This is a genomic window from Curtobacterium sp. PhB78 (assembly GCF_003751685.1).
In the GTDB taxonomy this organism is placed as follows: Bacteria; Actinomycetota; Actinomycetes; order Actinomycetales; family Microbacteriaceae; genus Curtobacterium.
Map to the genome: position 1 here is coordinate 528338 of NZ_RKIA01000003.1, position 24502 is coordinate 552839.

Below are 24502 nucleotides of genomic sequence, written 5' to 3' on the forward strand. Positions count from 1 at the left end.
CAGTGCCTGGTGGGTGGCAGAGGGTCCCAGCCTGCCGTATCCCGGGTCCGCCTGCCGGGGTAGGGCACTCGATGCGTCAGCGTGTGCTGTATGGTCAGCGAATGCTGACCATAGCCCCGCGGCTCGACGTCATGCACCGGCTCGGCCGGGCGATGGCGGACAGGACGCGCTCCCGGATCCTGCTCGAGATGCTCGAAGCGCCGGTCTACCCGGGCCGGCTCGCGGCCGAGCTCGGGCTGACCCGGTCGAACGTCTCGAACCACCTCGCCTGCCTGCGCGGATGCGGCATCGTCGTCGCGGTGCCCGAGGGGCGCTCCACCCGGTACGAGATCGCCGACCCGCACCTCGGGGCCGCGATCCGCTCGCTCCTCGAGGTCGTGCTCGCCGTCGACGACGGCGAAGCGTGCACCGACGAGGACTGCGACGTCCCGCTCTGCTGCGGACCCGGCGCATGACCGACGCGACCGTCCGGGCGGTTCCTGATCGCCGACGGGTGCTGCAGCGACGGATCCGGTGGATCGTCGCCGCGACGATCACGTACAACGTCATCGAGGCGGTCATCGCGATCGCAGCCGGTTCGGTGGCGTCCTCGACCGCCCTGATCGGCTTCGGACTCGACTCCGTCGTCGAGGTCCTGTCCGCTGCTGCCGTCGCGTGGCAGTTCGCCGGGCCGGACCCCGAGGCGCGGGAGCGCGTCGCGCTCAAGGTCATCGCGGTGTCGTTCTTCGCCCTGGCGCTGTACGTCAGTGTCGACGCGGTGTTGACCCTGACCGGGGTGCGCGAGCCGGAGCACAGCACCGTCGGGATCGTGCTGGCGGCGGTCAGCCTGGCCGTGATGCCGTTCCTCAGCCTGCTCGAACGGCGGACCGGCAAGGAACTCGGTTCGGCGTCGGCGATCGCGGACTCCAAGCAGACCCTGGTGTGCAGCTACCTGTCCGCCGCGGTGCTGGTCGGGCTGCTCCTGAACACACTGTTCGGGTGGTCGTGGGCTGATCCGGTGGCTGGCCTGGTGGTCGTCGTGTTCGCGGTCCGCGAGGGGCTCGAGGCCTGGCGCGGCGACGCGTGCAAGCAGCCAGTCGCCGCCCTGACCGGCGAGCGCGCGGCCGACGCCTGCGACTGCTGCTGACGCGGGCTCGGGTGCGGTGACCGCCGCCCGGGTGTCGGTCCCGCTGAGTAGCGTCGCGGGCATGGGCGAGACACCGCAGATCGACGACGCGACCATCGAGGACCTCCGCGCGCGACTGCGGGCCACGCGCTGGCCGGACGCACCCGCCGACGCCGGATGGTCGCTCGGGGCGGACGTCGACGAGCTCCGGTCGCTCATCGAGTACTGGGCCGACGGCTTCGACTTCGACGCGCACCGGGCGGCGCTCGCCGCACTGCCCAGCCGACGGCTGACGATCGACGGCACCGGGATCCACGTGCTGCACGCCCGAGCGGGCACGCCCGACGGGTTGCCGCTCCTGCTCGCGCACGGCTGGCCGGACTCCGGGTGGCGGTACCGCAAGGTCCTGCCGATGCTCGTCGAGGCCGGCTTCGACGTGATCGTGCCGGACATGCCCGGGTACGGGTTCTCCGACGCCCCGCCGCAGCCCATCGACGCCCGCGCAGTCGCCGGCATGTGGGCCGAGCTGATGACGGAGCTGGGATACGAGCGGTTCGCCGTCGCCGGCGGGGACATCGGCACCCACGTCGCCCGCTACCTCGCGCTCGACCACGCCGACCGGGTGGTCGCCGTGCACCGCATCGACGGCGGGCTGGCCTGGCCCGGCATCGACCTCGACACGTTGTCGCCGGAGGAACGCGGGTTCGTCGCGGCGACCGCCCGGTGGCGCGACGCCGAGGGTGCCTACGCGATGATGCACCGCGCCAAGCCGCAGACCGTCGCGGTCGGCCTGAACGACTCACCCGCCGGGCTCGCAGCGTGGATCGTCGAGAAGCTGCGGTCGTGGAGCGACTGCGACGGTGACCTGTGGTCCGTCTACACGCCGGACGAGGTGCTCGCGCTCCTGACCGAGTACTGGGCCACCGGCACGATCGGCTCGGCGATGCGGATGTACCACGCAAACGCCGCGATCCCGGCCGACCAGCTCGCCCGCCGGGTCGAGGTACCTTCCGGGTTCTCGCTGTTCCCCGGCGACCTCGTGGAGCCGCCGCGCGCATGGCTCGAGCGGACGACGAACCTGGTGTCCTACCGGATGATGCCGCGCGGCGGGCACTTCGCGCCGTTCGAGCAACCGGCGCTGTACGTCGAGGAGCTCACGACCTTCCTGGAGCCGTTCCGCCGCTAGAGTGGACGGGCCAGCCTCTGTAGCTCAATGGAAGAGCAGTTCCGTCCTAAGGAAACGGTTGGGGGTTCGAGTCCCTCCAGGGGCACCGAAGCCGGGCGCCGCGGATCACCCCGCGGCCGGCGGGTCCTCCGGGATCGGGTGCTCGCCCTGCCAAATAGTGTCGACCCGCTCGAACTCGCGCGGTGCGCACTGCGTGTCGAGGACGTCGACGGCTTCGGTCGGCGTCGACCAGATGTACCACGGGCCGGCGCCGGGGCCCGTGCTCGACCACAAGCCGTCGGCATACCACGACGGCGCCACGTCGCCGATCGGGTGCCCTGCCTGCGCCATGCAGGCCGCGAGCCGGTCGAAGGCGGCGGTGTACTCGGCCAGGGTGATGGTCCCGTCGGCGATCGCAGCCTGCTGCTGGGGCGAGGGCTGCGCGATCCGTGCCGACCGGGCCCACGACGCCCACACGGCGTAGCGGGCACCGCCGCCACCGGAGACCGACACGGCGGCCGCTCCGGATCCGGTCAGCGGGGAGAGGCTCCATCGCGGCATGGAACCCGGCGTGCACGCGACGGCGTCGGCGACGGTCGTCCCGCCGACCTCGACCGTGAAGGTGCCGGGGTCGAGACACTCCCACGTGAGCGTCACCCGGTCGGCTCCCTCCGGCCGAGCGCCGAGGGAGAACGAGGCGTCGCCGTGGGTGACGGTGAACGCGGGGGAGCCGAGCATCGATGCGTGGTTGACCTCGACCGTCCCGTAGCGGGTCGTCGTCGCGAGCAGATCCTCGCGTGCGGCGTCTGCGGTGGCGCCGGGGAGCGCCGCAGCCGTGATCCCTCCGGTGAGTCCGGCGCCGACGGCGAAGGCCGTCACGACCGCGGCGACCGTGCCGCGAGTGGGTCGTCGTCGCCGCGGACGCGCGGGGTGGGCCGTTGCGTCGACGTCGGCGACGAGGGCGTCGCGCATCGCGGCGAGACGAGGGGAGATGTGGTCGTTCACAGTGTGCCTCCGAGGGGTTCCGCTGACGTCGAGTACTGCTGCTGGAGTCGTGCCTTCGCCCGGTGGAGCCGGGACTTCACGGTGCCCGGTGCGACCCCGAGGGCTGCGGCCGCTTCGCGTTCGCCGAGGCCTTCGAGCACGCAGAGAGTGAGGACCCGCTGGTCTGCGATCGGGAGCCCGCGCAATGCTGCGACCGCTTCGGCGTCGGTGAACGACTCTGCGGGGTCGGGAGCGGGGTCGTCGACCGGGAACCTCCCGAGGAAGAGCCGGTGACGGCGGGTGGCGCGGGTCAGGTTGTGCGCGGTGTTCGTCGCCGTGACGAGCAGCCAGGGCAGCATGGAGTCGTCGACGAAGCGGACGCGTTCGCGCTTCCGCCAGGCCTCGAGGAACGCGATGGCCACGACGTCGTCGGCGTCGGCCGGTGTGGGGACGAGGCCGACGGCGTGCCGGCGCAGGCGTGGGGCGTGGCGGTCGAAGACGCGTCCGACCGCTCGGCCGTCGCCGGCGATGCCCAGCGCCCAGTCCGCTCGGTCCCCCGTGATCTGGTTCATGCCCTGTATTGTCCGGGCGCAGCGGATCGGTTCCCGGTTCGCGGGACGAGTTCTCCACAACCGTCGCGCTGGACGGTAGTGTGCCCCGGTCTCCCCGTACGATTGACCCCGTGTCCAAGGTCCTGAGCAGTCTCCCCGTCGGCGAACGAGTCGGCATCGCGTTCTCAGGGGGTCTCGACACCTCCTGCGCCGTTGCCTGGATGCGCGAGAAGGGGGCGATCCCCTGCACGTACACGGCTGACATCGGTCAGTACGACGAGCCGGACATCGATGCCGTCCCGAGCCGCGCGCACGAGTACGGCGCCGAGATCGCCCGCCTGGTCGACGCGAAGAGCGCCCTGGTGGAGGAGGGCCTCGTCGCCCTGCAGACCGGCGCGTTCCACATCCGCTCCGGCGGCAAGACCTACTTCAACACGACGCCCCTCGGTCGTGCGGTGACGGGCACGATGCTCGTCCGTGCGATGAAGGAGGACGGCGTCGACATCTGGGGCGACGGCTCCACCTACAAGGGCAACGACATCGAGCGGTTCTACCGCTACGGCCTGATGGCGAACCCGCGTCTGCGCGTCTACAAGCCGTGGCTGGACTCCGAGTTCGTCGAGGAGCTCGGCGGTCGCAAGGAGATGAGCGAGTGGCTCGTCGCCCGCGGCTTCCCGTACCGCGACTCCACCGAGAAGGCGTACTCGACCGACGCCAACATCTGGGGTGCCACGCACGAGGCGAAGAGCCTCGAAGAGCTCTCCAGCGGCCTGGACATCGTCGAGCCGATCATGGGCGTCGCCGCTTGGCGTGACGACGTCGAGGTCGCCACCGAGGTCGTCAGCATCCGCTTCGAGGCCGGACGCCCCGTCGCGATCAACGGCGAGGAGTACACGGACGCCGTCGCACTCGTCTACGAGGCGAACGCGATCGGCGGTCGTCACGGCCTCGGCGCGTCCGACCAGATCGAGAACCGCATCATCGAGGCGAAGAGCCGCGGCATCTACGAGGCACCGGGCATGGCCCTGCTGCACATCGCCTACGAGCGGCTGCTCAACGCGATCCACAACGAGGACACGGTCGCGTCGTACCACAACGAGGGCCGTCGCCTCGGGCGCCTGATGTACGAGGGCCGCTGGCTCGACCCGCAGTCGCTCATGCTCCGCGAGTCCCTGCAGCGCTGGGTCGCCTCGGCCGTCACCGGCGAGGTCACGTTGCGCCTGCGTCGCGGCGACGACTACACGATCCTCGACACCACGGGTCCGGCGCTGTCGTACCACCCTGACAAGCTCTCGATGGAGCGGGTCGGCGACGCCGCCTTCGGTCCGGACGACCGCATCGGTCAGCTGACGATGCGCAACCTCGACATCGCGGACTCCCGCTCAAGGCTCGAGCAGTACGCGGCCGCCGGCCTCATCGGCGGTGCGACGGCCGAGCTCGTCGGTGAGCTCGAGGCGGGCGAGTCCGAGGAGATCCTCGGTGGCGCCGTCATCGCCTCGGATGCCGAGGATGCGCTCGGACGCCGGACGGACCTCGCCTCCGAGGGCGCAGCCTTCGACTCCGGCACCGACTGACCGGAGCGAGACCACGCGACCGGTCACGTGCCGTGAACGCGCGAACATCCTGACGGGAGGCGCGGTGCCAGCTGGCATCGCGCCTCCCGTCCGTCGTCCTCCCGCCGACTCAGGCCGTGGCACCTCCGAGCAGCAGCTCGAGCTGCTCGACGACCAGGTCGGGCCGCGTGATGAACGGGTGGTGCCCGGTCGGCACGTCGACGCTCCGCGTCGCCCGCGCCGCGTGCGCGCGCTGCAGCCCCACGGTGGTGCTGCGGTCCTCGGTGCAGACGAGGTATGTCGAGTCGACGTCCTGCCACCCTGCTGTCGTCGTCGGTGTCACGAACGCCCCCGCCGACTGGGCGGTCACCCGGTCCCAGGCGGCCTGCTGGGTGCTCGTGTCGGCGTCCTGCAGGAAGCGGCTACCGAATGACCCAGCGTCGTACCCGGCGACGGCGAGGACACCGTCACCGGCCGGGCCGATCGACACGGGATCGGGCTCGTCGGCCATGATGCCGGCCTGCGCGGAGCCGACGTCGGGCAGGTACGAGGACACGTACAGCAGGTGTGCGACGGCGTCGTGCCGTCCGGCCTCGGCGATGACGGTGCCGCCGTACGAGTGTCCGACGACGATCGCCCCGTCGCTGTCGTCGAGGGCGGCGCGCAGGGCGGCTGCGTCCTCGGCGAGCCCACCGTCGGGGTGTCCCGACGGCCCCTCGCCGCAGGACGGCAACGAGACCGCTCGACTGCGGATGCCGGTGCGGCCGCGGGTTCCGGTGCGACTGTGCAGCAGGTCGGCGGTGGGCTGCCACCACCAGGCACCGTCGCGGACCAGGGCGCCGTGGACGAACAGGATCTCCATGCCCCGACGCTACGGCGATCCGGGCGGCGGCGTGCGATCGGCCGAGAAGCGCACCGCGCTCGACGGCGTCGGACGCAACCCCTACCTTGGAGGAACTGGATCGGTCATCAGGGACCCGTCGTCACGATGCTCCTCACAGATGTGGGGTCTGGCACAGCGGGTCGATCCGGACGAATCCGAGATGCGCATCATCTCGACGAAGGGCTGGTCGTCATGACCGCCAGGATGCAGCACGATTGGCACCGCCACGGCCTCCGGTCGCCGGAGGACCTCGAAGCCCTCGTGGCCGAGCGCCTCGAAGGAACCGGTCACGCTTCCACCAGCACGGGTGACGCACGGCGCGAGCCGTCCTACGCCGACTTCCTCGGCGAGCAGATCTGATCCGTCCCGGTCCGCTGCTCTACGGCTTGTAGAGTCTGTGCATGCGGACAGGACGAACGACGGCAGCTTCCCTCGCGATCGTCGTCGGAGGGCTCCTGGCGCTCGTCGGGGTCCAGCCGGCCTCGGCGCACTCGGCCCTCACCAGCAGCACGCCCGCTGACGGCGCGGTCATCACCGAACCGCTCGACCGGGTCGACCTGACGTTCAGCGAGGCACCGCTCGCCGGTCTCGACGCCGGACTGCGGATCCAGGTTACCGACGCCGACGGCACCGACGTGTCGACGGGCGAGGTGACCGTCTCCGGGATGACGATGGGCAAGGCCGTCGACCTCGAGAACGGCGCGTACACGGTGCTCTGGCGGTACGTGTCGCCGGACGGGCACCCGATCGACGGCTCGTACGGGTTCGAGTACCGGGCCGCCATCACGACGCCGTCCGCGACGACGCCGGCGACGACGGAGCCCACGTCGGGCCCCGTCACGCCCACTCCGACGTCGACCGCGACGGCCACCGGGGCATCCGACGGTGCGCCCGACTCGGCGCCGGGCATCGCCCCGGGAGTCTGGGTCGCGCTCGGCGCCGGCACGGTGCTCGCCGCCGGTGCCGTCGTCGTGCTCCTCCTGCGCCGCACCCGACGCACTTCGTGAGCAGGAATGGTCGGGTGACCGAGCGACACGCGACCATTCCTGCTCACCATGCGCCGCGCCTGCAACCCGGCCACGCGCCGGACGGGAGGCCCGCCATCCGGCCGCCACGGGCCTCCCGTCCGACGCTGGCCACGTTCACCCCCGCTTCGTGAGCAGAAGAGGTCGGGTCCTGGAACGGGACCCGACCTCTTCTGCTCACCATGCGAGCGCGCCGCGCGCCGCGCGCCGCGCTACGCGGCGGCGGGCGCCTCCTCGAGCGCGGCGTCCGCCCGCTCCTCGCTGCCGGCGGCCAGGCCGCGCGCGATCTTCCCGCGCGACGCCAGCCACAGCACCACCGCGGCGGCGAACACGATGACCTCGGTGACGGTCAGCGCCCAGATGATCCCGGCGAGTCCGAACCACAGGTTGCCGACGATGACGATCGGGATGAACAGCACGCCCTGCGCCAGCGACAGCACCATCGCGGGCAGCACCATGCCGGTCGCCTGGAACAGCGAGGTGAGCAACCCCGTGAACCCGTTCACGATGGCGGCGACGAGCTGCGCCGTCAGGATCGTCAGGCCGATCGCGAGGACCGAGTGGTCGCCGGAGAAGATCGTGAACACCTGCTCGCGGAAGGTGAAGACCGCGCCGGAGAACACGAGGACGATCGCGCCGACCGTGAAGGCGGCTCCGCGCAGGGCGGCCCGGAGACGTGCGGCGTCGCCCTTGCCGAACGCGTAGGCGAGCAGGGGCAGTACGCCGATCGTCACGCCCATCACCAGGAACTCCGGCACCTGCGCGATGCGGACCGCGACGCCCATGGCGGCGAGCGGGTCGTCGCCGTAGGCGGCGGCGAGGTTGTTGAGCACGAGCGTCGTGACGATCAGGAAGGCGGACTGCAGCAGTTCGCCGACGCCGATGCCGAAGACGGGCTTCAGGATGTCGGCACGGAGCGTGAACCACTTCGGCGCGAAGCTGACGTTCTCGCTGTTCCGCTGCAGCCAGGTCACCCAGTAGGCGATCGACACGACGTTCGCGAGTCCGACCGCCAGCGCTGCACCGCCGACCCCCCAGTGCAGCACGAGGATGAAGAGCACGTCGAACACCAGGTTCCCGATGGTCGACAGGACCAGGCCGATCATCGCCTGGCGTGCAGCACCCTCGGAGCGGACGATCTGCTCGAGGGCGAACGACGAGGCGAGCACCGGGACGAACGCGAGCATCACGGCGACGTACTCGCTCGTGGCGGGGACAGCTGCTGCGTCGGCACCGAGGACGGCGACCAGGGGGCGGAGGAACACGAGCCCGACGACGGCGAGGACCGCACCGGTGACGACGGCTCCCCACAGCGCGAACGAGGCGACGTGCTTGATGTCCTGCGCCTTGGCGGGGTCGTGCTCCGAGGCGCCGAGCAGGCGGGACATCAGGGCACTGCCGCCGACGCCGAACACGCCGCCGACGGCCATGACGATGCCGAGCAGCGGGGTGCCGAAGGTGATCGCGGCGAGCAGCGACGTGTCGTGCTGCGAGCCGATGAAGCCGGCGTTGATGACGTTGTACAGGGCGCTGACGACCATCGCAGCGGCCATCGGCACACACAGGTGCACGAGGGCCCGGGCGATCGGGGCGGCGGAGAGGTACCAGCGGTTGGTGGCCGCGGCGGTGTTCTCGGGGGTGGTGGTGGTCATGACTGCCTCCTCGTGGGCAGGGCTGAGGGCGCGACGGGATGCCGTCGCGTGCGGGGGTGGGGCCGTGAGGCCCGTGGCGCGTCGAGCGCGCCGGTGACGTCGGTGCCGGGGCGGTGCTACCGCGTCGGCGGTGCGAGCTCCGCGGTCACCTTCTGCAGCAGGTGCCGCAGGGTGGCGCGTTCGTCCGAGTCGAGTGGTGCGAGCAGGGTGTCGTCGAGGGCGACCATCGCGTCGGTGAAGCCGGCGATGAGGTCGATGCCCGCCGGGGTGGCGTGCACCGTCTTCGTCCGACCGTTCGTGGCGTCGGGTCGTCGTTCGACGAGGCCGCGCCGCTCGAGGCCCTGCAGGAGGCTCGAGACGCTGGCCGCGCTGGTCCGGGTGATCTCGGCGATGTCGCGTTGGATCGCTCCGGGGTTCTGCTGCAGGTACCCGAGCACGAAGCTCTGCTCGCGGGTGAGGTCCCGATCACGGACCCACTCGTCAGCCGCCTTGCGCTGTGCCCATCCGATCCACCGCATGAGTTCGAGCGGGGTGGTGAGATCCGGTGCCTGCATGATCAGAACTCTAACTGTTTGATCTCTAACTGTCAACGAGGGTCCGACCCGTGGTTCGGCCCCGGAACGGGGGTATGGCCTCGGGGTGTGGCGCTGGTAGCTTGCACAGGAAGACGGCCTCACCAGCCGTCGTCCTCGGTCCGGTGCCGGACCGTTCGGGTCTCCCGTCGAACCGCCGGGGGACGGATCAGCAGCGGCGGACCTCCGCCCGGGAAAGGGACCCATGACTCGCACTGCGCTCCGAGCGCGACGCCGCCGGCGTCCATGAACTCCGACGCGCGCCGGCGGGTACCGGCGTGCGTCTCCACGGGGCCGCGGCGTTCGGGTCGCCTCGGGCCCTCCGGTGCGGTGGCGGTTCGGACCACCACCGCACCGGACATCCGCACCACCACGAGTCAGTGAGGACCACCGTGCACGATCACGACACCCACCCGCTCGACCGTCGAGTCGGCCCGCCGCACGTCGAGCGGTTCCGGCTGACGCAGAGCGCCGAGACGCTCGGCGTCGTCTGCACCTGCGCGATCGGCGTCGACCACGACAACACGATCCGGCCGGTGCACGCAGAACCCGTCCGCTGAACGCTGTGCACACCGGCGGGTGCAGCGGGATACTGGGGTGGTGCGTGAACTCCAAGCCGCCATCGCCGCGGACCTCAACGTCCAGCCGACCATCGAGCCGGAGCAGGAGATCGCCCGCCGTGTCGGGTTCCTCCGTGACTACCTGCTCACGACCGGCGCGAAGGGGTTCCTGCTCGCGATCAGCGGCGGCCAGGACTCCACGCTCGCCGGGCGTCTGACCCAGCTCGCGGTCGAGTCCCTCCGCGCCGAGGGCCACCCCGCCGAGTTCACGACCGTCCGCATGCCGTACCGCGTGCAGGCCGACGAGGACGACGCCCAGCTCGCCCTGCAGTTCATCGCAGCCGACCCGGGCATCACCGTCAACATCGAGCACGGCGTCGACGGCGTCATGCTCGACACCGCTGCCTCGGGCGTCGAGCTGAGCGACTTCGTGAAGGGCAACGTCAAGGCCCGGATGCGCATGGTCGCCCAGTACGCCGTCGCCGGCCAGCGCGGGCTGCTCGTCGTCGGGACCGACCACGCGGCCGAGGCGGTCACCGGCTTCTTCACGAAGTACGGCGACGGCGGCGTCGACCTGACGCCGCTCACCGGCCTGTCGAAGAGCCAGGGGCGGCAGCTGCTCGAGCACCTCGGTGCGCCCGCCCGCCTGTACGAGAAGGCCCCCACCGCGGACCTGCTCGACGAGACGCCCGGCCAGACCGACGAAGCGAACCTCGGGTTGTCCTACGCCGAGATCGACGCCTACCTGCAGGGGCACGACGTGCCGCTCGAGGTCGCCGAGGCGATCGAGTCGCGGTACCGCGCGACCGAGCACAAGCGCCAGGTGCCGGCGACGCCGTTCGACGACTGGTGGCGTGCGGGCGCGTAGGCGCTGACGCGACCATCGACCGGAGGCGCGCTGCAGGTGATCCTGCACCGCGCCTCCTGTCCGTCCGCGCGGTCTCCTAGGATGGGAGCCGACGGAACAACAGATGCGGAATCCAGGCTGGCGCCTGGTCCGGAGGGGGAGTCATGGAAGTCCTGTTCGCGCTCGGAGCCATCCCGCTGATCATCGTGGGGATCATCGTCCTCGCCGTGATCGCGCTGATCTACGCGAAGGTCGTGTACCGCAACGCCGGCGCCGACGAAGCGCTCATCATCACCGGCAAGCGCTCGCGCAAGGTCAAGAACGACGACGGCACCGAGACCGTCGAGTCCGGCATCAAGGTCGTGCTCGGCGCCGGCGTCCTCGTCCGACCGTTCTTCGAGAAGGTCGCGAAGCTCTCGCTCAGTTCCCGGGCGATCGACATCAACGTCAACGCGCAGGACTCCCGCGGCGTGACGATCGACGTCGAAGCGGTCGCGCTCGTCAAGGTCGGCGAGACCGACGCCTCGATCCGGGCGGCCGCGCAGCGGTTCCTCGGGCAGGAGAAGAAGATCGACGACTTCGCGCGCGAGGTCCTGTCGGGATCGCTCCGTGCGTCGATCGGCGCGACCGACGTGTCCACGATCATCCGCAACCGCGACCAGCTCACCGTCGCGGTGCTCGACGTGGCGAAGGAGGCCCTGCACAGCCAGGGGCTCGACGTCGACTCCTTCGAGATCAAGGGCATCTCGGACCGCAACGAGTACATCAGCGACCTCGGTCGTGCCGAGCGCGCCCGCGTCCGGCTCGAGGCGGAGAACGCCGAGGCGCAGGCCGACCGCGAAGCGCGAGAAGCCCGTGCCACCGCCGACCAGGCCATCGCCGAAGCCGAGAACACCTTGGCGATCCGACGTGCCGCACTGCAGCTCGACGCCGACCGGGCATCGGCCGAGGCCGCAGCCGCCGGTCCGCTCGCCCAGGCCCGTGCGGCGCAGGGCGTCGTCGAGCAGGAGCAGATCACCGCGCAGAAGCGTGCCGAGCTGCGCCGTGCCGAGCTCGAGTCCGAGGTCTCCGCCGTCGCCGAGGCGCAGGCGCGCAAGACCCGCGTCGAGGCCGAGGCGGCCGCCGGCGCCCAGGTCGAGACGGCCCGCGCCCAGGCCGAGGCCCGTCGGATCTCCGCCGAAGCGATCGCCGCCGAGGCGAAGGCCGAGTCCGAGGCGCGCAAGCTCGCCGCCGACGCCTCCCGTGCCGAAGGTGAGGCAGCGGCCGACGCGATCCGCGCCAAGGGTCAGGCCGAGGCGGACGCCACGAAGGCCCAGGCCGACGCACTCGCACAGCACTCCGAGGCCGTCCTGCGCGTCAAGGCCATCGAGACCCTGCCGAGCATCGCCCGCGAGCTCGCGGCGCCGATGGGCAACATCGACAAGCTGACCGTGGTGTCCTCCGACGGTGCCGGCGCCCTGTCGAAGAGCATCGTGAGCCAGTTCAGCGAGGTCGACGCCCTGCTCGGGACGACCGCCGGGTTCACCCTGAGCGACATCGTCAAGAGCTCGACGACGGGGCAGGCCGCCGCACGGGCCGTCGTCCGCGAGCAGTCCACCGGTGTCGTGGAGCCGACCGAGTAGTCCTCAGCGGTCCCCGGGGCGGGCGTGGCGAGGATCAGTCCTCGTCGCGCCCGTTCTCGTCGCGGCGCTCGCGCTGCTGGCCGCCGGCGTCCTCGCGCTGGTCGGCGAGCCGCTGCTGCCACACGACGCTGCGGGCCGCGCCCTCGAGGATGTCGTCGACGCTCCGTCCGGTCTGCGCCGCGAGCGCACCGCTGAGTCCGGCGGTGAGGGTCCCGCCGGCGGATGCCAGACGTTCGATCACCTGCTCCTGGCGTGGGGTCAGGGGCTCGTCGATCATCTCGTCGATGGTGTCGCGGATGTTCTGTTCGCTCGCGTCCAGTGCCGCCTCGTCACCGGAGTGCAGCGCTGCTGCCTCTCCGACGACGACGAGACCGAGGCGCGCGGCGTCGTCTTCGGGACGCGGAGTGCGGTGCTCATCAGTCATGCGGGGGACCGTACGCTCCGTGGCGCCGCGCTTGCTGGACAGACGGGGTACCCGACGCCTGTCGTCCGTCGTCAGTGCGGTGTCGTGTCCCACCGGCGGAGCAACCACTCCGCAGCGGCCAGGCCCTCGCGCCGTTGGAAGTCGCGGATGGTCGGCATGTTCGGCGGTGCCGGCGGCAGCGCGTGCTCGAAGAACAGACCGGCGAGACCGGCGAGCACGGCGTCGACCGTGGCGGTAGGCACGGCGGCGAACACCGGGTGGGTGGCGAGGTGGTGCTCGACGTCGCTGTCCTCGCCGCGGACGAGTGTGTCGATCAGGTAGGTCAGCGGGTCGAGCCAGTGCGCGCCGGTGCTCGCCCACGGCCAGTCCACGACCCAGACGACCCCGGAACCGTCGACGAGCAGGTTGTCGGCACGGCAGTCGGCGTGCACGAGGTGCTCGCCGTCGACGAGTGCCGCTGCTCGGTCGGCGGTGCGGGCGATCGCGGGTCCGGCGGTGAGGACGTGTGCCGGCACGACCTCGGCCACCCGGTCGGCCAGGGTCGGGTCGCCGAGCATCCGGTCCCAGGCGCCGAACTCGTGGCGCAGGTCGTCGGCGATCCGGGGGAGCGTGCCGAGGTCGCCGGCTGCCGGCGGCAGGGTGTCCAGCGCATCGAGCACCGCCGCGGTGTCGCTGCCGTCGAGTGCTGCCCCGGGGTGCTTGCCCTCGATGTCGTCGAGGACCAGGACGACCCACTCGTCGCCGTCCACGGTGGCGTCGAAGGCGTCCAGCAGGGGTGGTGCCTGCACCGTCGACGGCAGCTGCGCCACCACGCGGGCTTCCCGGCGGTGCAGGGCGAAGGCATCGGCGTTCCGCGATCGCGAGACCGTCTTGACGAACGCCCGTCGCCCCGTCGCCGTGACCACGCGGTCGGCACTGCCCGGCGACCACCCGGCCGTCTGGGACTCAGTGGACGTCACCGCTCCGCCGAGGATCTGTTCCACCCGGTCGCGCAGGATCGCCGGCACGTCCGTCCACGCAGTTCGCCCCATGGCCGACGACGCTACCTGAGAAGCCGTTCACGAACGTGCACGGACAGCAAGTTTGCGTTGGCAGCAAACGTGCTGATGATGTAAAGTTGCAGCGTCTGCAAGGTTGACCCGCCGTTCGACGGCCCGCCACACACGCTCCGGCGTCCCTTGCCCGCACGACGACCACCACGCACCCCTGAAGGACCCCCATGTCTACTGCCACCGCACCCGTCGAGGTGTCGCGCGGACGACACGACTCCCCGGCCAGCACGCCGGGCAAGCCGATCATGTCGCACCGTCAGATCCTGCTCGTCATCTACGGCCTCATGGCCGGCATGTTCCTGTCGTCGCTCGACCAGACGATCGTCGGCACCGCGATCCGCACCATCGGCGACGACCTGCACGGCCTCGACCAGCAGGCGTGGGTCACGACCGCGTACCTGATCGCGTCGACCATCACGACGCCGATCTACGGCAAGCTCTCCGACGTCTTCGGGCGCCGCCCGCTCTACATCTTCGGCATCGCGGTCTTCATCCTCGGCTCGCTGCTCTCGACGATGTCGACCTCGATGATCATGCTCGCCGCGTTCCGTGCCTTCCAGGGCATCGGTGCCGGTGCGCTGATGTCGCTGCCGCTCGCGATCATGGGTGACATCCTCGCCCCGCGTGAGCGCGCCAAGTACCAGGGCTACTTCCTCGCGGTCTTCGGCATCTCGTCCGTCATCGGCCCGCTCATCGGTGGCCTGTTCGCCGGCGCGAGCACGATCCTCGGCGTCACCGGCTGGCGCTGGGTCTTCCTGATCAACGTGCCGATCGGCGTCGCGGCGCTCCTGATGGTCATCGCCTTCCTGCACCTGCCGAAGTTCGGTGACGCCAAGGCGAAGCCGCGCATCGACTGGTGGGGTGCCACCTCGGTGATCGCGACGCTCGTCCCGCTCCTGCTCGTGGCCGAACAGGGCCGCACCTGGGGGTGGGGTTCGGCCGGCGCCATCGCCTGCTACGTGATCGGTGCGCTCGGGCTCGTCGCCTTCCTGGTGATCGAGACCCTGATGAAGGACGACGCGATCATCCCGCTCAAGCTCTTCCGCTCGGGCACCTTCTCGATGGCCACGATCCTCGGGTTCCTGGTCGGCTTCGCGATGTTCGGCGCCATGCTGACCATCCCGCTGTACCTGCAGATCGTCACGGGGCTCACCCCGACGGAGTCCGGCTTCGCGACCCTGCCGATGATCGGTGGTCTGATGATCGCCTCGATCGCCTCGGGGCAGATCGTCGCCCGCACCGGTCGCTACCGGATCTTCCCGGTGATCGGCACGGCCCTGGTCTCGGTCGGCTACGTCGTCCTGACGTTCATGACGATCGACAAGCCGCTCTGGTTCCTGATGATCGGCATGTTCCTGATCGGCCTCGGCCTCGGGCAGCTCATGCAGAGCATCACCCTCGCCTCGCAGAACTCCGTGCAGCCGCGGGACATGGGTGTGGCGACGTCGTCCGCCACGTTCTTCCGCCAGATCGGTGGAACGCTCGGTACGGCGGTGCTGCTCAGCATCCTGTTCTCGATCATGCCGGCGAACATCCTGCACGCCACCGCGGACCAGAAGAACCTGTCCGGTGCGCTCGACGCCGCTCTGAACCCGACCGTCGCCACGGCGAAGGCGAACGCGGGCGTCATGGAGCAGATCTGGAACCCGATCGTCACCCCGGTGAAGTCGCAGGTGCAGTCCGGCCTCGACCAGGCCACCGCGCAGGTCACCGCTGCGACGACCGGCGCTCCGGAGGCCGTGCAGCAGCAGGCCCTCACCGCCGCAGCCGACAAGGCGCACGCCAGCGTGCAGGACGGCAAGCTCGTGGTCGACTGGTCCGACGCCTCGCAGCGCTCGTACTGGGTCGGTGAGCTCGCCCCCGAACTGTCGAAGCAGATCGACAAGGGAGCCGGCGACGGCAGCAGCTCGAGCAGCGAGACGAGCGACACGTCCTACCTCAACGGTGCGACCCCGGCGCTGACCAAGCCGTTTATGACCGGCTTCAACGCGTCGGCCGTGACCGTCTACTGGGTCGGCTTCGCCGTGATCCTGCTGGCGTTCATCCTCAGCTGGTTCTTCAAGGCGCCGCCGCTCCGCAAGAGCTCGGCCCTGCAGGAGCAGGCCGACCAGGCCGGCACCGCCGACGACCTCGAGGTGCAGGCCGTCAAGGCCGCCGACACGATGGGGTCGCCCACGGCACCCGTCACCGGTTCGATCCCCGTGCAGCGGGACCGCGCGTAGGACCGGCCACCGGGGCCTCTCGTCACCAGACGGGAGGCGCCGACCCGCACCAGGAGCAGCAGTGAGCACGATCGAATCGCACCCGGCAGGCGACAGCGGCCTGCGGGAACGCAAGAAGCAGCAGACCCGGCACGCGATCCACCAGGCCGCGCTGGCCCTGGTCTCCGACCGGGGCCTGGCCGGCGTGACGGTCGAGGAGATCTGCGCCGACGCTGGCGTCTCGCCCCGCACCTTCTTCAACTACTTCCCGTCGAAGGGCGACGCTGCACTCGGGCTCCCCGAGAGCTCGGTGCCCGAGGCGGCACGGCAGGCGTTCCTGACCGCGGAGGGCCCGCTCGTGTCGGACCTCTGCGACCTCGTCGCCCGCACGGTGACACTGCCGGCGGACCGCCGTCGCATGAAGGAACTCGTGCAGGCGCGACCGGAGATGGTGCCCGCGATGCTGCAGTGGATGGCGCGTGCCCGGCTCGCCGTGTTCACGGTCGCTGCCGAGCGCACCGACGTGGACTCCGCACGGACCGCGGTGACGCTCGTCATGGCGGCGCTCATCGAGTCGGCACACCGCTTCGCCGACGGCTCGCGCGACGAGCTGGCGGACCGCCTCCGCGGCGTGGTGGCCGAGATGGGCCGGCTCGCCTCCGCCTGAGACGCGACCACGGACGGGAGGCGCGGCGCGGGTCCGACCCGCACCGCGCCTCCCGTCCGTGGTCCGGTCGCAAGCCCCGCAGAAGCGACAGATGCGCGCGCTCCACTGTCGACAGTGCCGCGAGAGCGACAGATCTCCGCGAACAGTTGGCGGGGATCTGTCGCTTTCGCGGATCGGCCACGCCGCCGCAATCCACGCCGACGCGACGCGCAGCCATCCGACGACTCGGCCCCGTTCGAGACCAGAACGTGACGAAGAGTTCTCTTGACGCACGAGACATCCGATGTTTTGATTGCCTCGTTCGGTCGACGGAGACCGGACGGCAGGAGACACGAATGAGCCGCATCACCGGTCTGCACGTGCGCGACATCCGCTTCCCGACCTCTCGGGAGCACGACGGATCCGACGCCATGAACCCCGCGCCCGACTACTCCGCCGCGTACGTCGAGATCACGACCGACGCCCTGGACGGACACGTCGGCACCGGCTTCGTCTTCACGATCGGCCGCGGCAACGAGGTGCAGGAAGCCGCGATCGCCGCCCTGCGCGGGCACGTCGTCGGTGCCGACGCCGAAGCGGTCCTCGCCGACATGGGCGGCACCTGGCGCGCGATGGTCCACGACTCGCAGCTGCGCTGGCTCGGCCCGGAGAAGGGCGTCATGCACATGGCGATCGGCGCCGTGGTGAACGCGCTCTGGGACCTCCGAGCGAAGCGCGCGGGACAGCCGCTGTGGGCGCTGCTGGCGGACCTGAGCCCCGAGGAACTCGTCGACCTGGTGGACTTCCGGTACCTCACCGACGCGATCACCCCGGACGAGGCGCTCGAGCTGTTCCGGGCCGCCGAACCGCACCGCGCGACCCGTCGGGCCCGGCTCGAAGCGCAGGGCTACCAGGCGTACACGACCACCCCGGGCTGGCTCGGCTACGACGACGAGAAGCTCGCCCGGCTCTGCCGCGAGGCCGTCGACGAGGGCTTCGAGCAGATCAAGCTCAAGGTCGGCGGCGACCTCGACGAGGACGTCCGCCGGATGGGCATCGCCCGCGCCACGGTCGGCCCCGACATCCGCATCGCGGTCGACGCCAACCAGCGGTGGGACGTCGACGAGGCCGTCACCTGGATCGAACGGCTGAGCCCGTTCGACCTCGCCTGGGTCGAGGAACCCACGAGCCCCGACGACGTCCTCGGGCACGCCGAGATCGCCCGGCGCATCGCCCCGATCCCGGTCGCGACCGGCGAGCACATGGCCAACCGGGTGATCGCGAAGCAGCTCATCCAGGCCGGGTCGATGTCGGTGCTGCAGATCGACGCCACCCGGGTCGCGGGGGTCAACGAGAACCTCGCGATCCTGCTGCTCGCCGCGAAGCACGGCGTCCGGGTGTGCCCGCACGCCGGCGGGGTCGGCCTGTGCGAGGCGGTGCAGCACCTGTCGATGTTCGACGCCGTCGCGCTGACCGGCGACCTCGACACCCGCTGCATCGAGTTCGTCGACCACCTGCACGAGCACTTCGTGACCCCGGTGGACGTCCACGACGGCCGCTACTGGCCGCCGACCGCTCCGGGAGCCGGCACCGAGATGCTCGCCGACTCCCTCGACGCCTACGCGTTCCCGGACGGCCCGGCCTGGGCCGTGGTCGACACCGAGACGGTCCCCGACGCGGTCCGCGTCGCCTGATCCCACCCCACACACCCCATCACCACGACGAAGTGGAGACTCCGATGCAACGACGACGCATCATCACCGGGCTCGCGGCAGCAGCTGCCGCGGCCCTCGTGCTCACCGGCTGTTCCTCCGGCAGCAGTGCCGGTGGAAGCCAGTCGAAGGACGCCCTGACCTGGTCCATGTGGATCGCCGGGAAGGAGGACAAGGCCGCCTGGCAGAAGGTCGCCGACACCGTGAAGACCGAGGACGACATCACCCTGACGATCCAGGGCGCGCCGTTCGAGAACTACTTCACGAAGCTCAGCACGCAGTTGAGCGCGGGCGGCGCCCAGTGCGTCGTGAGCATGCAGTCGCTCCGCACCGCGAACTACACGTCGTCGCTGCTGCCGCTCGACGACCTCGCGAAGCAGGACGGCACCGACCTGTCCGCGTTCGACAGCACCGCGCTCGACGGCATGAAGGTCGACGGGAAGCTCTACGGCCTGCCCTACGACACCGGGCCCATCATGATGTTCTACAACAAGGACGTCTTCACGAAGGCGGGCGTGGCCGAGCCGAAGCCGGGGTGGACCGTCGACGACTTCGAGGCGGCGGGCGCCGCGCTCAAGGCGAAGGGCGTCACCATGTTCGGTTCGACGGTGGGCGACCTCAACCTCGAGTCGATGGTCTACGGCTACAACGGTGGCCGGGTGATCACGTCCGACGGCGAGCTCGACGCGTCGAACGCGAAGTTCGCGGACGGCCTCGACTGGCTCTCGACACTGGTGGAGAAGGGCTACGCGACGCAGGCGTCGTCGGACGCGTCGACGCCGGGCAACGACTTCGCCGCCGGCAAGGTCGCGATGTACACCGACGGTCCGTGGTCGCTCATCAGCCAGAAGGCCAAGGTGAAGTTCGACCTCGGGGTCACGACGCTCCCCGCGGGGACGTCCGGTCCGTCGACCTTCGCCGCTGGCTCCGGCTTCGGTGTCTCGAAGCAGTGCAAGTACCCGGAGCAGGCGTTCAAGGCCGTCCAGACGATGACCAGTGAGAAGGTCCTGACGTCGCTCGCCGAAGCGGGACGAGCCTTCCCCGGCCGCACCGCTGCCCAGTCGGCGTGGTACTCGAGCGCCGGCATCGACGGCGCCGAGGCCGCGCTCAAGGCGGGACTCGCGAAGTCCTCGCCGCTCCTCGGGAACAAGCAGAGCGACCAGCTCTCCCAGCTGTTCACGCAGTACGCGCTGCAGGCGGTGAACGGGCAGACCTCCGGCAAGGAGACGATGTCCTCCATCGCCGGCCAGCTCGGCACGCAGTGACCAGCTGAACCAGTGATCGGACGGGAGGCCCGTTGCGGCCCCGCCACGGGCCTCCCGTCCGATCCATCCCCTGTTCAGGACCGCGCGAACGACGAGGAGGTCGTCGCATGACCACCATCCAGGACCCACCGGCCGAAGCGGCCGTCCCCGCGGTCGCGACCGCGGTCGCGGTCGGAGCCGCCACCCCGCGGCGGAAGGACGGCGAGGACACGAGCGCACTCGGGCGCCGCTCCTGGTGGGGTGCCGCGTTCGCGGCACCGCACTCGATCGGACTCGTCGTCTTCACGGCGTTCCCGATCGTCGCCTCACTCGTCGTCAGCTTCATGAACTGGCCCATGCTCGGCGAGCGCAGCTGGGCCGGCATCGAGAACTACGCCCGGCTCTTCGCCGACCCGGTCTTCCGCACCGTCGCCCTCAACACGGCGCTGTTCGTGGTGCTCTACGTGCCCCTCAACCTCGTCGTGTCGCTCGGGCTCGCCGCCTGGCTGACGCCGCGGATCGCCGGCCGGCACGTCTTCCGCGTCCTGTTCTTCATCCCGACCATCACGCCGATCGTCGCGAACGTCGTGGTGTGGCGGATGCTGTACCAGCCCGGGGGAGCGATCGACGCGTCACTGCAGTCCACCGTGGGCGTGCACGCGCCGAACTTCCTCGCCGACGAGCACTGGGCGATGCTCGCCATCGTCGCGATGAGCGTCTGGCAGGGCTTCGGCTACAACATGCTGATCTTCTCGGCGGCGCTCGACGCCGTGCCGGAGAACCAGATCGAGGCCTCGCAGCTCGACGGCGCGAACGCCTGGCAGACCTTCTGGGCCATCAAGTTCCCGCTCATCTCGCCGTCCGTGTTCTTCGCGACGATGATGACGCTGATCACCTCGTTCCAGGTGTTCGTGCAGCCGTTCGTCCTCACCAAGGGCGGGCCGGGCACCGCGACGGAGACCCTCGTGCAGTACATCTACAACACCGGCTTCCAGAACCAGCAGCTCGGTCTGGCCTCGGCCGGCGCCTGGGTGCTGTTCGTCATCATCCTCGGGATCACGGCCGTCCAGTTCCTCGGGCAGAAGCGGTGGGTGCACTATGAGTGAAGCGGTCCGCGGGCGCGTCGGTGCCACCACGTCGAACCGGACGGTCAACCCCCGTGCCGTCGCCAGGACGAAGTCCGCGCCACGGCCGGGGCGGGTCCGGCACGCGATCGGGTACGCCCTGCTCTGCCTCGTCACGCTCCTGTTCGTCTCGCCGCTCATCTACATGGTCGCGACGAGCCTCAAGCCCGCCGACCAGGTGTTCACCACCCCGCCGACGCTCTGGGGTCGCTCGCTCGAGTGGGACAACTACGTGCAGGCGTTCACCTACCTGCCGTTCGCCCGCTTCATCCTCAACGGCGTGTTCGTCGCGGCGGTCGGGACGGCGATCAACGTCGCCGTGGCCGTGCTCTCCGGGTACGCGTTCTCACGGTTGCGCTGGCGCGGCCGGAACACGGTGTTCCTGCTGTTCCTCGTCACGCTGATGATCCCGCAGGACGTCCTCGTCATCCCGATGTACGTGATGATGCAGGGCTTCGGCTGGGTCGACACGTTCCGGGCACTCATCATCCCGTGGGCGTTCACGGCCCTCGGCGCGTTCCTGGTCCGGCAGTTCTTCCTGACCGTGCCGCAGGAACTCGACGACGCCGCCCGGGTCGACGGGGCTGGCGCGATCCGGACCTTCTTCTCGGTGATGATGCCGCTCGCCCGACCGACCATGGCCGTCCTCGCGGTGTTCTCGTTCATCTCGTACTGGAACTCGTTCCTCTGGCCCCTCGTCATCGTCAACGACGTCGAGGCCCGGGGCACCATCCCACTCGGCCTGCAGCAGTTCTTCGGCCAGCAGGGCTCCGAGTGGAACCTCGTGATGGCGGCGTCGGTGATCTCGATGCTGCCCACCGTGATCCTGCTCGTCCTGCTGCAGAAGCACCTCGTCAAGGGCATCGTCACCAGCGGCCTCGGCGGCCGGTGACACCCCTCCCCCCTCTGAAAGGAACACTGGCCTCATGACCATCACCGCACCTGCAGAGCCGCAGACCGCGACCGACGCGAGCGGCCTGCCCGCCTGGTTCACCCACGACCGGTTCGGCATGTTCATCCACTGGGGGCTGTACGCCCTGCCGGCACGGCACGAGTGGGTGAAGAACCGCGAACGGATCACCGACGCCGACTACCAGAAGTACTTCGACCACTTCGACCCCGACCTGTTCGACGCCGCCGACTGGGCCCGCCGTGCTCGCGAAGCCGGCATGAAGTACGTCGTGCTCACCACGAAGCACCACGAGGGCTTCTGCCTCTGGGACAGCAAGCTCACCGACTACAAGTCCACGAACACTCCGTTCGGCCGCGACATCGTGCGCGAGTTCGTCGACGCCGTCCGGGCCGAGGGGCTGCGGGTCGGCTTCTACCACTCGCTCATCGACTGGCACCACCCGGACTTCACCGTCGACGGCGTGCACCCGAGGCGCGACGACTCGCCCGAGGAGATCGAGGCGTTCAACCGGGGCCGCGACATGTCGCGCTACCGGGAGTACCTGCACGGGCAGGTCGAGGAGCTGCTCACCGACTACGGGCAGGTCGACTACCTGTTCTACGACTTCTCGTACCGCGACAACGACCACGAGGACATCTGGGGCGGCAAGGGTCGCGACGACTGGGGATCCTCGGAGCTGCTCGAACTGACCAGACGGCTCCAGCCCGGCATCATCGTTAACGACCGGCTCGACCTGCCGGGCGACATCGTCACCCCGGAGCAGTACCAGCCGGACAAGCCGATGGAGGTCGACGGCGCCCAGGTGCCGTGGGAGGCCTGCCAGACGCTCAACGGATCGTGGGGCTACGACCGCGACAACGTGAACCTCAAGCCCGTCGACCTGCTCGTCCGCATGCTCGTCGACGGCGTCTCGAACAACGGGAACATGCTGCTCAACATCGGCCCCACCGGCCGTGGCGAGTTCGACGGGGTCTCGCGCCAGACCCTCGACGGCATCGGGACGTGGATGCACCAGCATGCCCGGTCCGTCTACGGCGCCGGACCGTCGTCGTTCGTCGCGCCGCGCAACACCGTGTACACGCAGAACGGCAACCGCCTGTACCTGCACCTGTTCGCGTGGCCGTTCGAGCACGTGCACCTGCCCGACCTGGCCGGACGCGTCGCCTACGCCCAGCTGCTCAACGACGCGTCGGAGCTGCACTTCCGCGAGATCCCGCCCGGGACCCGCGCGCAGAACACCGGGCTCGGCGGGCAGCCGGCGGGGACGCTGACGCTCACGCTGCCGATCGTGCGACCCGACGTCGCCGTGCCGGTGGTCGAGCTGTTCCTGCGCGACTGATGCAGCGCATCCTGTCGAGGACCCGACTGCGCAGCGGGACGGAGGCGGAGTACGAGCGCGTGCACGCCGCCGTCCCGCCCGCGCTCGTCGACCGACTCCGGGCAGCCGGGGTGTCGAACTGGAGCATCTGGCGCGACGGCCAGGACCTGGTCCACCTCATCGAGGTGTCCGACTACCGGGCGATGCGACGCTCACTGGCGGACGACCCGGTCAACGCCGAGTGGCAGGAGACCATCAACCCGCTGCTCGAAGCCGACGACGACTACTCGGGGAACGACGACGGGATCCCGCTCGTCTGGACCCTGGAAGGACAGGGATGACCGATCTCGACCGCGGTCCGTTCTGGTTCGGCGGCGCCGGCATCGGCAACCTGCTGCGGCCGGTGTCCGACGACGACGCCCGTGCCACGGTCGACGCCGCGTGGGACGCCGGCGTGCGCGGGTTCGACACCGCGCCGCACTACGGCCTGGGGCTGTCGGAGCGGCGGCTCGGGGCGGCGCTCGCCGACCGTCCGCGCGACTCGTTCCTGGTGTCGACGAAGGTCGGGCGGCTGCTCGTCCCCGGGCGTGGTGACGGGGACGACCTGGCCTCCGGCGGGTTCGCGGTGCCGAACGACACCGTGCGGCAGTGGGACCCGTCGCCGTCGGGTGTTCGGCGGTCGTTGGACGAGTCGCTCGGACGGCTCGGGCTCGACCACGTCGACGTCGCGTACCTGCACGACCCCGACGTCTACTCGCTCGAGGACGGCCTGACGCAGGCGCTGCCGACGCTCGCCGAGCTGCGGGACGAAGGCGTGGTCCGGGCCGTCGGCGTCGGGTCGAACTCGGTCGAGGCCCTCGACGCCGCGGTGTCCACCGGGCTGTGCGACGTGGTCATGCTCGCGGGCCGGTACACGCTCCTGGAGCAGCCGGCTGCGGAGCTCGTCGCACGGTGCGCCTCGCTCGGTGTCGCGGTCGTCGCGGTCGGGGTCTACAACTCGGGACTGCTCGGGCAGGACCGGCCGGACGCCACCGCGACGTACGACTACGCCACGGCACCGGCGGCACTCGTCGCGCGGGCGAACGCGATCGCCGACGTCTGCGAGCGGCACGGGGTCACGCTGCCCGAGGCGGCGCTGGCGTTCCCGCGGCGTGCGGCTGCTGTCGCCGCGATCGCCCTCGGCGTGCAGTGCGCCGAGCAGGTGCGCTCGAACGTCGAGCGGGCGGCGGCCGTGGTGCCGGAGGCTCTGTGGGACGACCTCCGCGCGGCCGGCCTGCTCACCGCCTGAGCCCCGCACAACCAAAGTCACCCCGAACCGCACGGATGCGCGGTTCGGGGTGACTTTGGTT

Annotated in this window: 25 protein-coding genes and 1 tRNA gene; 19 read left to right on the plus strand and 7 right to left on the minus strand. The window is 70.5% G+C overall.

The features are described 5' to 3' along the window. Window positions 1-101: 101 nt before the first annotated feature. The 4 genes from EDF53_RS09445 (at window position 102) to EDF53_RS09460 (ending at window position 2376) form a co-directional block, all read left to right on the plus strand. The gene (locus tag EDF53_RS09445) at window positions 102-455 is read left to right on the plus strand and encodes a helix-turn-helix transcriptional regulator (protein ID WP_123293319.1); all 354 of its coding nucleotides are present in this window, start codon (window positions 102-104) and stop codon (window positions 453-455) included. Then, entirely contained in the window at window positions 452-1126 is a 675-nt protein-coding gene (locus EDF53_RS09450; protein ID WP_123293320.1) for a cation diffusion facilitator family transporter, read from the plus strand. The genes EDF53_RS09445 and EDF53_RS09450 overlap by 4 nt, the downstream gene beginning before the upstream one ends. Window positions 1127-1187: 61 nt before the next feature. Then, the gene (locus EDF53_RS09455; RefSeq protein WP_123293321.1) at window positions 1188-2291 is read left to right on the plus strand and encodes an epoxide hydrolase family protein; all 1104 of its coding nucleotides are present in this window, start codon (window positions 1188-1190) and stop codon (window positions 2289-2291) included. Window positions 2292-2304: 13 nt separating this feature from the next. Beyond that, window positions 2305-2376: transfer RNA gene (locus EDF53_RS09460), tRNA-Arg, on the plus strand. 20 nt (window positions 2377-2396) lie between these two features. On the opposite strand, the gene EDF53_RS09465 is transcribed toward EDF53_RS09460, so the two are convergent. Continuing rightward, window positions 2397-3275: a hypothetical protein gene (locus EDF53_RS09465; protein ID WP_123293322.1), complete on the minus strand. Its 879-nt coding sequence runs from the start codon at window positions 3273-3275 to the stop codon at window positions 2397-2399. Further along, window positions 3272-3826 (minus strand): RNA polymerase sigma factor, encoded by a 555-nt coding sequence (locus EDF53_RS09470; protein ID WP_123293323.1) that lies wholly within the window; start codon window positions 3824-3826, stop codon window positions 3272-3274. The genes EDF53_RS09465 and EDF53_RS09470 overlap by 4 nt, the downstream gene beginning before the upstream one ends. Before the next feature lie 110 nt (window positions 3827-3936). On the opposite strand from EDF53_RS09470, the gene argG reads away from it, so the two are divergent. Beyond that, the gene (argG, locus tag EDF53_RS09475) at window positions 3937-5379 is read left to right on the plus strand and encodes an argininosuccinate synthase (RefSeq protein ID WP_123293324.1); all 1443 of its coding nucleotides are present in this window, start codon (window positions 3937-3939) and stop codon (window positions 5377-5379) included. Between the two features lie 109 nt (window positions 5380-5488). Here argG and EDF53_RS09480 read toward each other — a convergent pair whose 3' ends face one another. Then, complete coding sequence (locus EDF53_RS09480; RefSeq protein ID WP_123293325.1) at window positions 5489-6220, minus strand: alpha/beta hydrolase; 732 nt, start codon at window positions 6218-6220, stop codon at window positions 5489-5491. A 213-nt stretch (window positions 6221-6433) separates the two neighbouring features. Between EDF53_RS09480 and EDF53_RS19315 the strand changes: the two genes are divergently transcribed. Then, window positions 6434-6601, plus strand: a complete 168-nt coding sequence (locus EDF53_RS19315) for a hypothetical protein (protein WP_159570266.1) — start codon at window positions 6434-6436, stop codon at window positions 6599-6601. A gap of 41 nt (window positions 6602-6642) precedes the next feature. Then, window positions 6643-7248: a copper resistance protein CopC gene (locus tag EDF53_RS09485; protein ID WP_123293326.1), complete on the plus strand. Its 606-nt coding sequence runs from the start codon at window positions 6643-6645 to the stop codon at window positions 7246-7248. Between the two features lie 230 nt (window positions 7249-7478). Here EDF53_RS09485 and EDF53_RS09490 read toward each other — a convergent pair whose 3' ends face one another. Together EDF53_RS09490 and EDF53_RS09495 are read right to left on the minus strand one after the other, a co-directional pair. Continuing rightward, a complete protein-coding gene (locus EDF53_RS09490; RefSeq protein WP_123293327.1) occupies window positions 7479-8918 on the minus strand; it encodes an MATE family efflux transporter in 1440 nt (479 codons plus the stop codon). A gap of 116 nt (window positions 8919-9034) precedes the next feature. Beyond that, complete coding sequence (locus EDF53_RS09495) at window positions 9035-9472, minus strand: MarR family winged helix-turn-helix transcriptional regulator (protein ID WP_123293328.1); 438 nt, start codon at window positions 9470-9472, stop codon at window positions 9035-9037. A gap of 410 nt (window positions 9473-9882) precedes the next feature. On the opposite strand from EDF53_RS09495, the gene EDF53_RS19320 reads away from it, so the two are divergent. The 3 genes from EDF53_RS19320 to EDF53_RS09505 all read left to right on the plus strand — a co-directional run bounded on the left by EDF53_RS19320 (window position 9883) and on the right by EDF53_RS09505 (window position 12519). After that, on the plus strand, window positions 9883-10050 hold the full coding sequence (locus EDF53_RS19320; protein ID WP_159570252.1) for a hypothetical protein: 168 nt from the start codon (window positions 9883-9885) through the stop codon (window positions 10048-10050). A gap of 40 nt (window positions 10051-10090) precedes the next feature. Beyond that, window positions 10091-10918 (plus strand): ammonia-dependent NAD(+) synthetase, encoded by an 828-nt coding sequence (gene nadE, locus EDF53_RS09500; RefSeq protein ID WP_123293421.1) that lies wholly within the window; start codon window positions 10091-10093, stop codon window positions 10916-10918. 143 nt (window positions 10919-11061) lie between these two features. Continuing rightward, on the plus strand, window positions 11062-12519 hold the full coding sequence (locus tag EDF53_RS09505) for a flotillin family protein (protein WP_123293329.1): 1458 nt from the start codon (window positions 11062-11064) through the stop codon (window positions 12517-12519). Between the two features lie 34 nt (window positions 12520-12553). Here the strand turns inward: EDF53_RS09505 and EDF53_RS09510 are convergent, their stop codons facing one another. After that, entirely contained in the window at window positions 12554-12943 is a 390-nt protein-coding gene (locus tag EDF53_RS09510) for a hypothetical protein (RefSeq protein ID WP_123293330.1), read from the minus strand. Window positions 12944-13014: 71 nt separating this feature from the next. Beyond that, window positions 13015-13974: a phosphotransferase gene (locus EDF53_RS09515; RefSeq protein WP_123293331.1), complete on the minus strand. Its 960-nt coding sequence runs from the start codon at window positions 13972-13974 to the stop codon at window positions 13015-13017. Between the two features lie 188 nt (window positions 13975-14162). Between EDF53_RS09515 and EDF53_RS09520 the strand changes: the two genes are divergently transcribed. From EDF53_RS09520 to EDF53_RS09560, 9 genes are all read left to right on the plus strand, one after another. Then, on the plus strand, window positions 14163-16217 hold the full coding sequence (locus tag EDF53_RS09520) for an MDR family MFS transporter (protein WP_123293332.1): 2055 nt from the start codon (window positions 14163-14165) through the stop codon (window positions 16215-16217). 61 nt (window positions 16218-16278) lie between these two features. Next, window positions 16279-16863, plus strand: coding sequence for a TetR/AcrR family transcriptional regulator (locus EDF53_RS09525; RefSeq protein ID WP_123293333.1), 585 nt, complete (start codon window positions 16279-16281; stop codon window positions 16861-16863). Between the two features lie 335 nt (window positions 16864-17198). Next, a complete protein-coding gene (locus EDF53_RS09530; RefSeq protein WP_123293334.1) occupies window positions 17199-18536 on the plus strand; it encodes an enolase C-terminal domain-like protein in 1338 nt (445 codons plus the stop codon). A 44-nt stretch (window positions 18537-18580) separates the two neighbouring features. Then, the gene (locus EDF53_RS09535) at window positions 18581-19819 is read left to right on the plus strand and encodes a sugar ABC transporter substrate-binding protein (RefSeq protein WP_260215308.1); all 1239 of its coding nucleotides are present in this window, start codon (window positions 18581-18583) and stop codon (window positions 19817-19819) included. 107 nt (window positions 19820-19926) lie between these two features. After that, complete coding sequence (locus EDF53_RS09540) at window positions 19927-20904, plus strand: carbohydrate ABC transporter permease (protein WP_123293336.1); 978 nt, start codon at window positions 19927-19929, stop codon at window positions 20902-20904. Continuing rightward, window positions 20897-21814: a carbohydrate ABC transporter permease gene (locus EDF53_RS09545; protein ID WP_123293337.1), complete on the plus strand. Its 918-nt coding sequence runs from the start codon at window positions 20897-20899 to the stop codon at window positions 21812-21814. Before EDF53_RS09540 ends, EDF53_RS09545 begins: the two co-directional genes overlap by 8 nt. Before the next feature lie 34 nt (window positions 21815-21848). Beyond that, window positions 21849-23174, plus strand: coding sequence for an alpha-L-fucosidase (locus EDF53_RS09550; RefSeq protein ID WP_123293338.1), 1326 nt, complete (start codon window positions 21849-21851; stop codon window positions 23172-23174). Next, a complete protein-coding gene (locus EDF53_RS09555) occupies window positions 23174-23494 on the plus strand; it encodes an L-rhamnose mutarotase (RefSeq protein WP_123293339.1) in 321 nt (106 codons plus the stop codon). Before EDF53_RS09550 ends, EDF53_RS09555 begins: the two co-directional genes overlap by 1 nt. Next, window positions 23491-24441, plus strand: coding sequence for an aldo/keto reductase (locus EDF53_RS09560; RefSeq protein WP_123293340.1), 951 nt, complete (start codon window positions 23491-23493; stop codon window positions 24439-24441). Before EDF53_RS09555 ends, EDF53_RS09560 begins: the two co-directional genes overlap by 4 nt. Window positions 24442-24502 lie beyond the last annotated feature (61 nt).